The organism is Qipengyuania sp. S6317L1 (assembly GCF_023015615.1).
Taxonomy (GTDB): domain Bacteria; phylum Pseudomonadota; class Alphaproteobacteria; order Sphingomonadales; family Sphingomonadaceae; genus Erythrobacter.
This window is the reverse complement of record NZ_JALKAJ010000005.1, coordinates 484,111-499,934: the sequence shown is the minus strand read 5'-3', so window position 1 is coordinate 499,934 and position 15,824 is coordinate 484,111. Positions and strand designations below refer to the sequence as shown.

Annotated in this window: 12 protein-coding genes and 1 tRNA gene; 6 read left to right on the top strand and 7 right to left on the bottom strand. The window is 58.4% G+C overall.

Going from position 1 to position 15,824, the window contains the following annotated elements; translation table 11 throughout:
- Entirely contained in the window at nucleotides 1-2,076 is a 2,076-nt protein-coding gene (gene recG, locus MWU38_RS13980) for an ATP-dependent DNA helicase RecG (RefSeq protein ID WP_247272406.1), read from the bottom strand.
- Nucleotides 2,077-2,130: 54 nt separating this feature from the next.
- Here recG and MWU38_RS13975 point away from each other — a divergent pair, with 54 nt between their 5' ends.
- Together MWU38_RS13975 and mfd are read left to right on the top strand one after the other, a co-directional pair.
- Nucleotides 2,131-2,409 carry a succinate dehydrogenase assembly factor 2 gene (locus MWU38_RS13975; protein ID WP_247272405.1) on the top strand — a complete coding sequence of 93 codons (279 nt, stop codon included), beginning with the start codon at nucleotides 2,131-2,133 and terminating at the stop codon, nucleotides 2,407-2,409.
- A 75-nt stretch (nucleotides 2,410-2,484) separates the two neighbouring features.
- Nucleotides 2,485-5,982: a transcription-repair coupling factor gene (gene mfd, locus MWU38_RS13970; protein ID WP_247272404.1), complete on the top strand. Its 3,498-nt coding sequence runs from the start codon at nucleotides 2,485-2,487 to the stop codon at nucleotides 5,980-5,982.
- Between the two features lie 3 nt (nucleotides 5,983-5,985).
- Here mfd and MWU38_RS13965 read toward each other — a convergent pair whose 3' ends face one another.
- Nucleotides 5,986-6,813, bottom strand: coding sequence for an EAL domain-containing protein (locus MWU38_RS13965; RefSeq protein WP_247272403.1), 828 nt, complete (start codon nucleotides 6,811-6,813; stop codon nucleotides 5,986-5,988).
- A gap of 264 nt (nucleotides 6,814-7,077) precedes the next feature.
- Between MWU38_RS13965 and MWU38_RS13960 the strand changes: the two genes are divergently transcribed.
- Nucleotides 7,078-7,908, top strand: coding sequence for an NAD kinase (locus MWU38_RS13960; protein ID WP_247272402.1), 831 nt, complete (start codon nucleotides 7,078-7,080; stop codon nucleotides 7,906-7,908).
- A 141-nt stretch (nucleotides 7,909-8,049) separates the two neighbouring features.
- Nucleotides 8,050-8,124: transfer RNA gene (locus MWU38_RS13955), tRNA-Asn, on the top strand.
- 59 nt (nucleotides 8,125-8,183) lie between these two features.
- Here the strand turns inward: MWU38_RS13955 and MWU38_RS13950 are convergent.
- From MWU38_RS13950 to MWU38_RS13935, 4 genes are all read right to left on the bottom strand, one after another.
- A complete protein-coding gene (locus tag MWU38_RS13950) occupies nucleotides 8,184-9,050 on the bottom strand; it encodes a hypothetical protein (RefSeq protein ID WP_247272401.1) in 867 nt (288 codons plus the stop codon).
- Between the two features lie 243 nt (nucleotides 9,051-9,293).
- Nucleotides 9,294-10,037: a sulfite exporter TauE/SafE family protein gene (locus tag MWU38_RS13945; protein WP_247272608.1), complete on the bottom strand. Its 744-nt coding sequence runs from the start codon at nucleotides 10,035-10,037 to the stop codon at nucleotides 9,294-9,296.
- 24 nt (nucleotides 10,038-10,061) lie between these two features.
- Nucleotides 10,062-12,830 carry a preprotein translocase subunit SecA gene (secA, locus tag MWU38_RS13940; protein ID WP_247272400.1) on the bottom strand — a complete coding sequence of 923 codons (2,769 nt, stop codon included), beginning with the start codon at nucleotides 12,828-12,830 and terminating at the stop codon, nucleotides 10,062-10,064.
- Nucleotides 12,831-12,972: 142 nt separating this feature from the next.
- Nucleotides 12,973-13,257, bottom strand: coding sequence for a hypothetical protein (locus MWU38_RS13935; protein WP_247272399.1), 285 nt, complete (start codon nucleotides 13,255-13,257; stop codon nucleotides 12,973-12,975).
- Between the two features lie 153 nt (nucleotides 13,258-13,410).
- Here MWU38_RS13935 and argJ point away from each other — a divergent pair, with 153 nt between their 5' ends.
- Nucleotides 13,411-14,637 carry a bifunctional glutamate N-acetyltransferase/amino-acid acetyltransferase ArgJ gene (gene argJ / locus MWU38_RS13930; protein ID WP_247272398.1) on the top strand — a complete coding sequence of 409 codons (1,227 nt, stop codon included), beginning with the start codon at nucleotides 13,411-13,413 and terminating at the stop codon, nucleotides 14,635-14,637.
- Between the two features lie 9 nt (nucleotides 14,638-14,646).
- Nucleotides 14,647-15,459 (top strand): inositol monophosphatase family protein, encoded by an 813-nt coding sequence (locus MWU38_RS13925; RefSeq protein ID WP_247272397.1) that lies wholly within the window; start codon nucleotides 14,647-14,649, stop codon nucleotides 15,457-15,459.
- Between the two features lie 44 nt (nucleotides 15,460-15,503).
- Here MWU38_RS13925 and trxA read toward each other — a convergent pair whose 3' ends face one another.
- Entirely contained in the window at nucleotides 15,504-15,824 is a 321-nt protein-coding gene (gene trxA, locus MWU38_RS13920) for a thioredoxin (protein ID WP_247272396.1), read from the bottom strand.

Sequence of the window (15,824 nt, the reverse complement as noted above, 5' to 3'; positions counted from 1 at the left end):
TTACCCGCCTCTAAGAAGCTGCACGCCCCAATCGCGCTCAAACAGATAGAGCAAAATTCGAGCGGCCTCTCCCCTTTTGGAAGTGAGCCCGCCGTCACGCTCCATCAACAGCCGTGCATCGGCGTGGGCTGCGGGAAGAAGCTTCTGCACCTGCTCAAGATCGGCGATGCGGAACGCTGCATCGCCTGACTGGCGCGTGCCGAGCAGTTCGCCGCCGCCGCGCAGTTCGAGATCCTTTTCAGCAAGATAAAAACCATCCTGCGATTCTTTGACGAAAGTGAGGCGTTTCTTGCCCGTCTCTGACAGTTCGTCACCGCGCAAAAGCACGCAGCGGCTCTTTTCCGACCCCCTTCCCACACGCCCGCGCAATTGGTGAAGCTGCGCAAGGCCAAATCGTTCGGCCTGCTCGATCACCATGAGAGTGGCACTCGGCACATCAACACCAACTTCGATAACGGTGGTCGCGATCAGGAGCTTGGCCTTACCGCTCGCGAAGGCCTGCATATTTGCGTCTTTGATATCGGGGTGGAGTTGCCCGTGGACCATCACTACCTGATCGCCGAAATGCTCTGCAAGCTGGGCATAACGCGCCTCAGCAGCAGCAATATCGGTGCTTTCAAACGAGCCACTGGCCTCGCGCACCATAGGGCACACCCAATAAGCCTGGCTTCCGCTTGCAAGGTGGCGCCCGACGGCGGCAATCATTTCATCGAGGCGACCTTGCGGAAAAACCAGCGTCTCGATTGCCTGTCTTCCGGGCGGCAATTCATCTAGGCGGCTCACATCCATTTCGCCATATTGCGCGAGCGTCAGACTGCGCGGGATGGGTGTTGCGGTCATGGCCAGCGTGTGCGGACTGCGCCGGCCCTTGCCCGCCAAAGCAAGCCGCTGCGCCACGCCGAAACGGTGTTGTTCGTCGATCACCACAAGCCCCAGATCCTTGTAGGCAACACTGTCCTGAAAGATCGCGTGCGTGCCAACGAGGATGTCGATATCGCCTTGCATAAGGCTCATCAAAAGCCCCTCACGCTCACGTCCTTTGGCGCGACCCGTGAGAAGAGCCACCTCAATTCCGGTGGGCGCCGCCATCTTGCGGAGCGTCTCGTAATGCTGGCGTGCAAGGATTTCGGTTGGCGCGAGGAGCGCTGCCTGTTTGCCCGCCTCATTGGCGATCAGCATGGCTTGCAACGCCACCACGGTCTTGCCTGCGCCAACATCGCCTTGGAGGAGCCGAAGCATCGGTGCTTCCTGCTGCATATCGCCTTCGATCTCGCTAACCGAACGCTTTTGCGCGCCGGTCATTTCGAACGGCAGATCGAGTTTTGCGCGAAGGCTTCCATCACCTTTGAGAGCCTGCCCCTTGCGGCGGCGACTGTCTGCTTTCACCAAGAGTAGCGCGAGGCTGTTCGCCAGAAGCTCATCATAGGCAAGGCGATTGCGCGCCGCTTCGTTCGGGCCCTTGTGAGCCTCGCGAACGGCCTCCTCCCAATCCGGCCAACCCTCTTTTTCGAACTGTCCCGGCTCGATCCATTCAGGGAGCGGCGGCGCCTTGGCTAAAGATTGTTCAACAAGCGACAGGATCCGCGGCTGAGTCAGCCCCTCCGACAGACGGTAAACCGGCTCCGTCATGCGGCCCATATTGGCATCCGACGTCTCTTCGACGTGGTCGGGGTGCACGATCTGAAGCATATCGCCATAGCGATCAAGCCGCCCCGCCACCCAGCGCTTTTCGCCCACCGGAAGCTGTTTCTTGCCCGTGTATGACGCGCGCCCAAAGTATGTGATCGCACAAATATTGCCGATCTCGTCTTGCGCCAGGACCTGGAAAGGCCCCCTGCCCGGGTTGCGCGACGCGCGGTGTTCGGTGGGCGTCAGTGCGACGATCACCTGCTCGCCCTCCCCCGCCTCATCAAGATTGGTGATTGCACGGCGCGTCACGAAACGCTCCGGAAGATGATAAAGAAAATCGCGCACCCGCGTCAGGCCCAGCTTTTCCAAAGGCTTGGCAAGCTTTGGCCCCACGCCATCAAGCGTCTGGGTTTCTGCAAACAGAGGGTTCAGAATATCGGGCCGCATCACTGTAGTTATAGGGACCTTGCACACAGCTTTCGAGTGTCTTACCTGAAACCCATGTCCGATATGCCCACATTAAAAACCCGCAAGGCACGCGCCAAATTTCGCGCCTGGCACAGAGGCACGCGCGAGGCCGATTACATGATCGGCGGCTATTTTGATCGCTACCATGAGACATGGGGCGAAAAAGAGATGGATTGGTTCGAAGATCTTCTGGCCGAGGACGATGTCGACGTCATGGCATGGGGCCTCAAGACACAGGCTGTGCCAGAGCGATTTGAAGGCGAGATGATCGAGAAGATGCAGCGCCTCGACTACGTCAACATTCCAAGCTAAGCTTTAAAAAAACCGAATTATCGTAAGGCCCCCCGGAACTTTCGCGGGGCCCAATTGCTATTGAGCTGATCCCATATGCCAGACCTCTCACGCATCCTCTCGGCTAATGCCTCGCTAACCTTGTCGTCGCTCCCTCGCGGTGCACAGCCATTGGTGATGGCGGATCTGGCACGGGCAACCACGCATCGCGCGGTTTTCATCGCGCCGGATGATGCGGCGATGCGATCAGTGGCGGAGGCTGCGCGCTTCTTTGCACCCGAGATCGAGGTACTTGAGTTTCCCGCATGGGATTGCCTGCCCTATGACCGGGCTTCCCCTGCTCTATCGGTGAGCGCTGCACGGCTTTCTGCACTCTTCCGTATGCAGCGGCCTTCGTCGTCCTCGCAATTGGTAGTGACAACCGCAAACGCCGTGCTCCAGCGCGTCCTCACTCCGTTTCGCATCCGTGAAAGCGTGCGCGAGTTCAAGGTGGGCACCACCATCGGCCATGACAGCTTGGCAGCGCTGCTCACCCGTCAAGGCTATTCACGCACCGACACCGTGATCGACCACGGCGAATTTGCGGTGCGCGGCTCTATCGTCGATATTTTCCCGTCCTCGCTCGATGAAGGTCTGCGCCTCGATTTCTTCGGAGACGAACTTGAGAGCCTGCGCCTGTTCGATCCCGGTACGCAGCGTTCGACCGGGCGTTTGCAAGACCACCTGCTGCTGCCTGCATCAGAGGCGCTGATTGATGACGAAAGCATCAAGCGTTTCCGCTCGCGTTACCGCGAATTGTTCGGAGCCAATGCGACACAGGACCCGCTCTATGAAGCGGTAAGCGATGGCAGGCGGCTTGCCGGCATGGAGCATTGGCTTCCGCTGTTCGAAGACAAGCTTGCGACGCTTTTCGACCACCTTGGCAAAGATGACGTAGTGGTGATCGACGCAAGTGCGGTTGGCGCGGCGGAAGAACGCCTAACGGACATCACCGATTACCACGATCAGCGTCGGCGCATCGCAAGCGAAAAATCAGGCAGCTATCGCCCGCTTTCCAAGGATGCGCTTTATCTGGGTGAGGACGAATTCAAAACTGCCCTAGCCTCAGCCAAGGCGCACAAGGCGACTGTCTTTGCGCAGGCCGAGACCCCCAATACACTCGACTTCGGTTTCAAGGCTGCGCGCGATTTTTCACCCGAACGCGCGCGCGGCGACAACATTTACGAAGCGGCGGCCAAGCATTTTGGCGCGGTCACCAAGTCTGGCAAGAAGGCGATGTTCGCCGCCTATTCCACAGGCAGCCGAGCACGGATCGCTTCCATCCTCGACGAAGCGGGCGCGCCCAGTGTGATCGCGGAGAGCTGGCAGGAGGCGCAAGGCCTAGCCTCCAAAGGCAAGATTGCCGCGATGGTCCTGCCGCTCGACACTGGGTTTGCGAGCGATGAACTTGAAATCCTCACCGAGCAGGATGTGCTTGGCGACCGGCTCGTGCGTCGCAAGAAGAAGCGCAAGGATTCCGATGCGTTTCTGGCCGAACTTCAGGCGCTGACCAAAGGCGATCTTGTCGTCCACGTCGAGCACGGCATCGGCAAATACATGGGGCTCGAACCGGTCCCTGTCGGCAAAAGCCAGCATGACTGCGTGCAGCTTGAATACAAGGGCGGCGACAAGCTTTTCATCCCGGTCGAGAATATCGACGTGCTTAGCCGCTATGGATCATCCGAAGATGCGGTCATGCTTGATCGGCTTGGCGGCGAAGCATGGCAGAAACGCCGCGCGAAACTGAAAGAGCGCATCACCGCGATCGCCGGTGAGTTGATGAAAGTCGCCGCCGAGCGCGCGCTCAAGAAAGCGCCCGTCTTCGAGGCGGATGACGCAAGCTTCAACCAATTCGTCGACCGCTTCCCATGGGAAGAGACCGAGGATCAGGAAGCGGCCATTGCCGACGTGTTGCGCGATCTGGAGAGCGGCAAGCCGATGGACCGCCTCGTTTGCGGAGACGTGGGCTTTGGCAAAACCGAAGTAGCTCTGCGCGCTGCATTTGTGGCTGCGATGAATGGCCAGCAAGTCGCCGTGGTCGCCCCAACGACCCTGCTCGCACGCCAGCACTATCAGAATTTCAAGGAACGCTTCGCTGGCTTCCCGCTGAACGTCGGCCGCCTCTCGCGCCTTGTCTCTTCCAAAGAGACAACCGAAACCCGCGAGGGCCTCGCTAGTGGCAACATCGACGTTATCGTCGGCACCCACGCCATCCTTTCCAAATCCACCGAGTTCAAGAACCTCGGCCTCGTCATTGTCGATGAGGAACAGCGATTTGGCGTGACACACAAGGAGAAGCTGAAACAGCTGCGCTCCGATGTTCACATGCTGACCCTTACCGCCACACCCATCCCGCGCACGTTGCAAATGGCGATGACGGGCTTGCGTGAGCTTTCAACCATTCAAACCCCTCCGGTCGACCGTCTGGCGGTTCGCACCTATGTGATGGAGTGGGACGATATGGTGATGCGCGAGGCGCTGCTTCGCGAACACCACCGCGGCGGGCAGAGTTTTATAGTCGTGCCCCGTATCTCTGACATGGCAGCGGTCGAAGAATGGCTTGCCGAAAATGTGCCCGAGGTGAAACCGATTTCCGCACACGGTCAAATGGGCGCGAGCGAAATCGAAGAGCGGATGAGCGCGTTTTACGAGGGCAAGTATGAAGTGCTTCTTTCGACAACAATCGTTGAAAGCGGTCTCGACCTGCCATCTGCCAATACGATCATTATCCACCGCGCCGACCGCTTTGGCCTTGCTCAACTGTATCAATTGAGAGGCCGCGTAGGTCGCTCGAAACTGCGCGCCTATGCCTATCTCACCTATGAGAAGGATGTGCAGCTTTCCGAAATCGCAGAGAAACGGCTCAAGGTTCTTTCCGACCTCGATTCGCTTGGTGCAGGCTTCCAACTCGCCTCCCACGACCTCGACATTCGCGGCGCAGGCAACCTGCTAGGCGATGAGCAATCCGGCCACATCCGCGAGGTTGGCTTTGAACTCTACCAGTCCATGCTCGAGGACGCGATCATGGCCGCCAAGGCTGGCGAAATGGGCTTGGAGAAAGCACAAGACGCCTTCTCGCCCCAGATCACGGTGGACGCGCCCATCATGATCCCCGAGGATTACGTGCCCGACCTCGCTGTGCGCATGGCGCTCTACCGCCGCCTCAATCAGGCTCAGGACAAGGCCGAGATCGAGGCAATGGCGGCCGAGATGATCGACCGCTTCGGCGACCTTCCTGCCCCCACGCAAAACCTCGTCAAGCTGATAGAGATCAAGCACCAAGCCATTGAAGCCAACATCGCAAAAATCGACGTTGGTGCTCGCGGAACACTGGTTACCTTCCACAAGGACGACTTCCCCGATGGCCCGGGCCTTGTCGCCTATGTCGATAGGCTCAATCAAAGCAATGCCGACACCGCAAAGCTGCGCCCCGATATGAAGCTCGTCATCAATCGCGCCTGGGGAAGTCCTGAAAGCCGCCTCAACGGGTTGTTTCAGCTTACCAAGGGTCTTGGCGGTATTGTGCGCAAGCACAAGCGCAAGAAAGCGACGTGACGATTATCCGTGCCCGCGCCCGCGCGCGGTTGCAGCGAGGGTCAGCACTTCATCGCTTTTCATCGGTTCGGCGCGCAGGAAACCCTGCCAATAGTCGCACCCTTCCGATGTGATGGCGGCCCGCTGGACATCGTTCTCGATCCCTTCGGCGTAGATGTCGAGATCAAGCGCCTTGCCCAGCTGCATAATCGCGCGCAGCACAGCGAGGGCTTTGGCATCGCCCGGCACATCATCGACCATGATTTTGTCGAGCTTGATCGCGTCCAACGGCAGTTCGCGCAGGTATCGAAAGTTGCAAAAACCTGCGCCAAAATCGTCAAGCGCAGTTCGGAACCCAAGCTTTCGCAACGCACGAAGCGCTGACGATGCTTGTTCCAGATTGCGCAAAAGCACATCCTCAGTGATCTCGAGCATCAGGCGCCGGGGCTCAATGTCGCTCTTGGCAATGACGCTCGCAAAATCGGCGGCAAAGCGCGGATCGCCCAATTCTTCGGGCGTGATGTTAAGCGAAACCGTCAGTTCCGCAGGCCAGCGCCCGGCATCCTCCAGCGCCCGCGCCACCACATGGCGTGACAAAGGCGCAACCAATGCGGCGCGTTCGGCGATCGCAAACAGATCACGTGCGCCGATTTCGCCCAGGGTCGGATGCTGCCAGCGGGCCAGTGCCTCCGCGCCAACAAGCGCGCCCGTCGCACACGAAAATTGCGGCTGGAAAAGCACCTCGATCTCACGCCGATCGAGCGCACTGAGCAAATCGGCGTCGAGCGCGCCAGGCTTTACTCCCGGAAATTCGCCCGCGACGGGCCCTCGCAATGATGATGGGTGCCCCATCCCTGCCTTACTCCTTGCAGCCTTTCCCGGTGTACTTTTGGATGACTTCGAATTTGCCATCGCACTACCCTTAGCTCCTTAGTCCCTTGATTGCGCTCCCCAATTGCATTGCGACCGATTTTGGAACATCAGGATAACTCACTAGCGCCGAAAATTTTGGGGGGCGCGCCGCACAACTATCGTGTAGCCTCGGCTGATGTGCGCATGATGGCAAGGCGGCAGATGAAATTCTTGCACAGAGCGCGGGATGAAACGGCACGGATAATGGATAACGCGACAACGACTGACAGCCCGCTGGATGGCCATGACATCAAAGGCGCGTTTGAAAAAATTGCGCTCGTCGCCTCGGATGCCGACCGCGCGCAGGAGGCATTTGCCCACCTTTCGCAGCAGCGCGACTGGGTACCCTTGGACAAGGCCGATGCCGTAGTCGTTCTGGGCGGCGACGGCTACATGCTTCACACCCTGCATCGCATGATTGATATGCGCCGGATCGTACCGGCCTATGGCATGAACAGGGGCACTGTCGGTTTCCTGATGAACCGTTACGATGCCCGCGCCAACGTCATGCGGCGACTTGAAAAAGCGCGTGGCAAGACAATCTCTCCCCTTCGAGTAACCGCAGTTACTCAGGATGGTGAGATGCACAAGTTGTGCGCGATCAATGAACTATCGCTGCTTCGTGAAACCCGCCAGACCGCCAAGATCGAAGTTACCGTGGGCAGCCGTGTTCGTATCGAGGAATTGGTGGGCGATGGCATCCTAGTATCGACCCCGGCAGGGTCGACCGCATATAACCTTTCCGCCAACGGTCCCATCCTTCCTCTCGATAGCCGATTGCTCGCGCTCACCCCGATCAGCCCGTTTCGCCCTCGCCGTTGGCGCGGCGCTATTTTGCCTGCCGAAATGCGCATCACCCTGCGTGTGCTTGAGCCCAAGAAGCGCCCTGTGGCCGCGGTTGCCGACCAGAAGGAACTGCGCGACATTGCCGAGGTCATCGTCGAGATTGACCATGCGAACGAGCTCGAGCTCTTGTTTGATCCGGGTCAGTCATTGGCGGAGCGGATTGTATCAGAGCAATTCGCGGTGGATTAGGGTCCAAGGCCGCGATCAATCGGCCGATTTTTAAGAGAAAGTGCGGGAATGCGCAAAAAAGCAAACACACCCTCTTGCCAAGCTTCGCACACCCCCATATAGGCGCGTCCTCGCTTCCCTTTATACCGCTTGGGAAGCTGCTCCCCGATAGCTCAGCGGTAGAGTAGGTGACTGTTAATCACTTGGTCGTTGGTTCGAATCCAACTCGGGGAGCCATTTTCCTTCACATCGCTGATTTGGACGTAACCACGTCGGCGCAAGGACCGCCCCCCGGCCTAGTCCCGGCGCGCTTCAAGGTCGCCGTAGAAGGATTGGCCGCTGCTCGTTTCGAACTGAACAGAAATAGCGATTTCCCGACCGTAAGGACCAAAGAACGCACCGCCAATACGGCCCGCACCCTCGACGCCGGTAATGTCGCCCAGAATTTGGCCGGGCGGCGTTGAGAAGGAGACAGGGCTCAAATTGAAATCAGCGTCAATTTCGACCGTGATGGGCTTCGCAAGCGAATCGGTCCCTGGTTGCAGACTGAAGGTCCCAGTGATCTTGCCATCATCGTAATTGATCGTCAGCGGACCTTCGGCCACGAGCAGATAGCTTCCATCGCCCGGTTCATCCGATTCCAGCAGTAAGCGTGCGGTCTGCTGCTCCACACCGCTTGGCGGCAAATCTTCTTCCACGGTCGGAGACCCGCCAAGAATTGTCCACGTGTTTCGCACTAAGGTATCACTGGGACGATCGAGCATAACCACCGAATAGAACTCGGGCGTTTTCTGGCCGAAAGCGTTTGCCATGCTCCAAGTCAAGGACTCCGGGTCAGGGCTAAAGGCACCCATCGGGAGGATCCAGCGAAGAAAACTTGGCTGGCTCACAAGAAACGCCCCGGAGGCATCGAACACATTCGAATTGTTGGCCTTGTCCAGGTATCTACTGCTGCCCGTCGCTGCCTCGTAACCAAAGTAGCCAGAGAAGCCGATGCCATCGGAGCTGCGCGGGCCGTCGTCCTCTTCAAGTCCTACAGATGACGAGATTTCTGGATTGCCGTCGGGTAGCGTTGCGCCCGTCAGCCTATTGGTCACCGCAAGGCGAAAACCGCCAAAGCCGCGATCTTCGCTCGGCATGAAGGCGAATTCATATTCCGCCATGGACGAACGAGGAGGAATTGGCGACGGCGCCGGAGTTGGCGTTGGAGTTGGCGATGCAGTGGCAACGGGTGTGGGGGTCGGTGTGGGCGCAGGCGAGCCTCCTCCCCCTCCACATGCCGAAAGCGCAATAAATGCTACGCTTGAGACGACGCCCGATACGACTTTCATACCTCAACACTCCCGTGGACTGTGCAGCAGGAGTACTATTCGAGAAAGAAATGACAATAGCGCAGCTTGTGCACTTCAAGAGCTAAGCAACCGCAGCCCCACAACAAACACCAAAACGGCAGTCAGCCATCGGATCCATTTCACTGGCAGAACGCGCAAGGCCATGAGGCTCCCGATCTGGCCGCCGATGACTACGGCGAGTAGCAGCGGCAGGGCCTCGGCCATTGCGCCGCCAAACATGGCGGGGCCGTTCTTGGCCAGTTGGCCCGCGAGACCGAAGGCCGAGTTTACCAGTATAAAAAGGCTTGCAGTGGCGGCAATTTCGCGCGCACCCTTCCAGCGGGTGAGGTGGAGCAGAGGCGCAAGAAAAATTCCTCCGCCAATACCCACCAGCCCCGCGAGAAAGCCGATGGGAGCCGCGGCGAAAGGCATCGCCTTGGTGAAGCGAGCGGGAGCGCCCTCGCCTTCCACTTCGGACACCGGGATCAGCATGGTGAGCGCGGTCAGTACGAGGCTCGCGCCCAAGAGCAGCAGAAAGCTAGCGCGGTCGATCGGGATAAGACCACCGACAAACGCCGCTGGAGCTGCCAGAGCGGTCAGCAGCAAAGCACCTTTCCACGGCGTCACCCCGGCACGAGCGAACCTCCACGAGGCGCCCGCCACCACGACGATATTGCACGCCAGCGATATCAGCGGGAGGATACGGTGATCCGTCCCCGCAAGTGCCAGCAGCGCCGAATAGGTCGATCCTCCGCCAAAGCCCACGCTCGCGTAAAGGAGCGCGGTGAGGAAAAACCCCAGAACCAGCAGGGCGATTATCGGCACGACTGCGCCAATCCCGTCTTAGACAGGAGCCGCGACCGGAGGAATTCCTGCTGCGCCGTGACAGTGTTTGTATTTTTTGCCCGACCCGCATGGGCATAGCGCATTGCGGGACAGGTTCAGGTGCGCATAGGGATTCTCGGTGATCGCCCCGCCCGAGCCGGCCTCTGGCGTGGTCGACGGCGCGAGTGAGCCGATCATATCGAGACGATTTTCCGAACCATCGCCATCGTTCGAGTTATCTTCACCGGTCAGCGGGTCGATATGGTGGGTCAGGAATTCGGGCAGCTCTGGCAGCGCCTCTGGCGGTGGGGCCATACGAATCTCTGACGTAACCAGAATCTTGGTCACATCCTCACGCAAGTTGTCGAGCATCGATTCAAACAGGCCAAACGCCTCCTGCTTGTATTCGTTGATCGGGTTCTTCTGCGCGACCGAACGCATCCAGATCACCTGACGCAGCGCATCGAGGGTCGCAAGGTGCTCCTTCCAGTGGTAGTCCAGGCGCTCAAGCAGAACCTGCTTTTCGAGCGCGGCCCAGTTCACACCTTCTGCCTTGGCGATCTTCTCTTCCATAAGAACGTCAACTTCGGCCTTGATACGCTCTTCGATGATCTCCTGCTCGACCTCGTCTTCCTCGAGCCATTGTTCAATTGGCGGATTGAGGCCGAAGACCTCGTCGATCTTCTCCTTAAGCCCTTCGACATTCCATTGCTCTGGATAGGTGCCGGCGGGGCAGTTCGAGTAGATAATCGACGACAGCGTGTCGTGGCGCATGTCGAGGACAACATCGTCGACCGTCTCGGACTCCTGAATTTCGCCGCGCTGTTCGTAAATAACCTTGCGCTGGTCGTTCATCACATCATCGTATTGAACAACGCTCTTACGCTGATCGTAATTGCGGCCCTCAACCTTTTTCTGTGCGGTTTCAATGGCTTTCGACAGCCACTTCGAGCCGATTGCCTCACCGTCCTCAAGGTTTGAATTCATCATCTTGGCGAACAAGGTGTCCGGGCCAAAGATGCGCAGTAGATCGTCTTCGAGGCACAGGTAGAAGCGCGAAAGACCCGGGTCCCCCTGACGCCCTGAGCGTCCGCGAAGCTGGTTGTCGATGCGACGGCTTTCGTGGCGCTCTGTGCCGAGCACGAAAAGCCCGCCTGCTTCGAGCACCTTGGCCTTTTCAGCAGCCACTTCCTCGCGGATCTTGGTGATGGCGGCGTCTTTTTCAGGACCCTCTTCCATATTGCCAAGCTCGTCTTCGATGCGGAAATCGACGTTGCCGCCGAGCTGAATATCGGTACCGCGACCCGCCATGTTGGTGGCGATAGTCACAGCGCCAATGCGGCCTGCCTGCGCCACGATATGCGCTTCACGCTCGTGTTGACGGGCATTCAGGACTTCGTGCGCTACGCCCTCTTTATCGAGGAACTGCGAAAGCAATTCGGACTTCTCGATCGAAACAGTACCCACAAGGATGGGCTGACCGATTTCGTTCTTCTCCTTGATTGCTTTCGCAATCGCGGCGAACTTGTCCATCGTATTCTTGTAAAACTCGTCTTCCTCGTCGATCCGCGCGACGGGAAGATTGGTCGGAATTTCGACCACGTTAACCTTGTAGATGTCCCAGAATTCCGCTGCCTCGGTCGCCGCCGTACCGGTCATGCCGGCAAGCTTTGGATACATGCGGAAATAGTTCTGGAAGGTGATCGAGGCCATGGTCTGGTTCTCAGGCTCGATCTTAACGCCTTCTTTCGCCTCGACCGCCTGGTGAAGACCATTGGACCAACGTCGCCCTTCCATCATCCGGCCGGTGAATTCATCAATGATCACGACCTTGTCGTCCTTCACGATGTAGTGATCATCGCGCTTGAACATATGGACCGCTTTCAAGGCCTGGTCGAGGTGGTGGACAACCTGCGTGTTTTCAACGTCGTAAAGGTTGTCCGTCTCAAGCAGCCCCTTTTCCATCAGGAGCGCTTCAACCTTGTCCAGCCCTTCTTCGTTGAGCTGAATGTTCTTGGTCTTCTCATCCTTGTCGTACCAATCCTCCGGGATCAATTTAGCGACCTCATCGAGTTTTACGTAAAGGTCGGACTTGTCCTCGGTCGGGCCAGAGATGATCAGTGGCGTACGCGCTTCATCAATGAGGATCGAGTCGACCTCATCGACAATCGCGTAGTTGAAGGGCCGCTGCACCAGCTGCGACTTTTCGTGCTTCATATTGTCGCGAAGGTAATCGAAGCCGAATTCATTGTTCGTGCCGTAAGTGATGTCGGCGTTATAAGCCTCGCGCTTGTCGGCCTCCATCATGTTGGGGACGATCACGCCTACCGTCAGGCCAAGCCAATTGTAGAGGCGACCCATATCGGCAGCGTCACGCCGGGCAAGGTAATCGTTGACGGTGATAACATGAACCCCCTTGCCATCTAGCGCATTCAGGTAACACGCCAGCGTCGCCATCAGGGTCTTACCCTCACCCGTGCGCATTTCAGCGATTTCGCCTCGCTGAAGCACGATTCCACCAATCATCTGCACATCGAAATGGCGCATGCCAAACACGCGCTTAGACGCCTCGCGCACGGTGGCAAAGGCTTCGGGCAGGATATCATCGCGCGCGGTGCCCGCTTCCAACTGCTCGCGAAACTTGTTCGTTTGCGCTTTCAAAGCCTCGTCGGAGAGCCCTTCGATCATGGGTTCGAGCGCGTTGATCTTGTCGACGATCTTGCTGATCTTCTTGACATAGCGGTCGTTGGAAGAGCCGAAGACTGATTTTACGATTGTGTTGAACATGGAACGTCTAAAGCCTTGTTATATCTTGCCTTTGCAGAGGACCGCCATGTGGGCAGACCGTGAGCATTGAGCTGGTAATGTATGCGGGTTGCCGCGCGCGGAAACGCTGCGGACTTTGGGGGGTTGGAAACGCTAAAAGACGCTATTCCAGCGCGCGATCGACCCCGAAAATATATGGAACGAGCGCCGCTGGCGCACGTGCAGGCTCGTGGGCGTTCGGCCCCTCACCGTCTTCCTCTTGCGCTTTGGCGCGCGCTTCTGCCACGAATGCGCAGGAACTGTGACCCGCGTCCGTTACGTCACAACTGCCATGCAAAGCGCCGGCATGTGCTGCCGTAGCCTCTCCGCATGACGCATGCACGGGCGCTTGCAAAGCGGCAAGACCGCTCAACAGCACGAACAGCGTCAGGAGATGGCGTTTGATCATTATGGGCGCTCAAATAGGCGTTTTAGGCAGCTTCGTCCACCGCCATGCAAGCGGCAGCCAGATCCTTTGCGCAATTATGGTGAATAAATGGTGACTTTGTGCTCCTTCTGCCTGATTGCAGCCTCGATAAAAGGCGACTAGGGCGCAAGCGTTATGGACCTTGCAACTTCTCCCCTTGCCCTGCCCTTTCCCGACATGCCCGCAATTGACGGTGTGATCCTGCGCGTGGCGCGGGCGCGGTACAAGGAGTGGGATCGGTGCGATCTGACTTTCGTGGAGCTTGATGAGGGGACAAGCGTTGCGGGTGTTTTCACCCAGTCGGCTTGCGCGTCCTCAGAGGTTGAACTTGGCCGCGAACAGGTGAAATCAGGTTCGGCACGCGCCTTGATCGTCAATGCCGGCAATTCCAATGCCTTTACCGGACACCGTGGGCGCGAGGCGGTTGAAGCTATCCAATCGCAGGTTGCTAAAGCGCTTGAATGCAAGACGAGCGAGGTTCTCGTTTCTTCCACCGGGGTGATCGGCGTGCCGCTACCCAAGGACAAGGCGCGCGAAGGCGTCGCCAATGCACTTGGTGCAGAGCCTTGCGGGTGGGAGGATGCTGCTGCTGCAATCAACACCACCGACACCTTCAACAAGGGCGCCAATGCCTCGGCCATGATTGGCGAACATCGCGTGGAACTGTGCGGGATCATCAAGGGCTCCGGCATGATCGCGCCTGACATGGCGACCATGCTGGGTTATGTTTTCACTGACGCCGATGTAGAGCCGGCTTTTCTGCAAGAGCTTTTGAGTGCAGCAAACCTTCAGACTTTTTCCTGCATAACCGTCGATGGAGACACCTCGACGAGCGACACAGTGTTGGCCTTTGCAACCGGCAAAGCCGGCCATCGGCGCATCACGGGATGGGACAGCCCGGGCGCAGATGCCTTTGCTGCGGCGCTTCGCGATGTGTGCCGCGCGCTAGCCCAGGCGGTGGTGCGCGACGGCGAAGGGGCGTCCAAATTCATCACCGTTCGCGTTTCTGGCGCGGCCAATGATGACAGCGCACGCCGCGTGGGTCTCGCCATTGCGAACTCGCCGCTCGTCAAGACCGCAATTGCGGGAGAAGACGCCAATTGGGGCCGCGTGGTGATGGCGGTGGGCAAGGCGGGCGAACCGGCTGATCGTGACAGGCTCTCCATCGCGTTTGGCGGAATATGGGCAGCGCGCGATGGCCTGCCGCTCGAAAACTACGATGAATCTCCCGTGGCAGAACATTTGAAAGGTCAGGAGATCGACCTTGCCGTTGACCTTGGCATGGGCGGTGGCGCGGCCACCGTTTGGACCTGCGACCTCACCCACGGCTATATTTCAATCAACGCCGACTACCGCTCATAAGGGCCGCAAATGACCGAATTCTCCCCACTCGACGCCGAAATTCGCGACCTTCTTCGCTTTGCTGCCGAACGCTCGATGATGCCGCGTTTCCGCATGCTGGCCGAGGATGAAATCGAAATGAAGGGAGAGGGCGACCCGGTCACCGTGGTTGACCGCGAGATTGAGGAATTTCTCAGCGAAGCGCTGACCAAGCTGGCGCCAGATGTGGCCGTGGTAGGCGAGGAAGCTGTAGCAGCCGATCCAACCGTGCTCGACAAGCTCTCGGAGGCGTGCTGGATCATCGACCCGTTGGATGGCACCGCAAACTTTACCAAAGGCAAGGAGCCTTTCGGTATTATCGTAGCGTTGGCCGATGCAGGTATCGCGGTGGCAGGCTGGCTTTATGACCCGATCAAGGACCGCTTGTGCCACGCGCGCAAAGGCGATGGCGCATACGTCAACGGGGAGCGGATCACCGCCCAGACCACGGGACAAACCCCTCCTGTGGCGGGAATAAGCACGCTTTTCCTCAATGCCGAGCAACGCGCAGAAATGGATGAAAAGATCACCCCGCACTACACGCTCGTCGACATCCCACGATGCGCTGCGGAGCAATATCCGCGCCTTGCCCTGGGTGAGAACGACATCTCGGTGTTCAAGCGCACACTCGCCTGGGATCATGCAGCGGGGGTCTTGTGGCTCAACGAGGCGGGCGGAAGAGCAGCGCGCATCGATGGAAGCGAATATCGCGTGGACGAACACGATCGCACCGGAATGATTGGCGCATCACACCCGGATTTGTGGGAAGCGTTTGCCAAACGTCTCGAAGGACGGCTGGACTGATAAGGCCCGGCCAAGCGCACTGGCTCGACCGGACCCCTTAACCCTTAAATTTCGCTTTGAAGCCACTCTTTAAGCTGGCTTTTTGGTGCAGCGCCAACCTTGCGCGCGACCGGCTCACCGTTCTTGAACAGAACCATGAGCGGGATCGACTGCACGCCCATGTCGGCTGGGACGCCGGTATTTTCCATGATATCCATCTTGGCGATTGTGACGCTGTCGCCCAGCTCTTCGCTGATCTCTTCAAGAGCTGGCGCAATCATCTTGCACGGACCGCACCAATCGGCCCAAAAATCGACCAGAACGGGTTTGTCGCTGCCAAGAACATCGGCCTCAAAACTTGCATCGGTAACATTGACGGTGGCCAT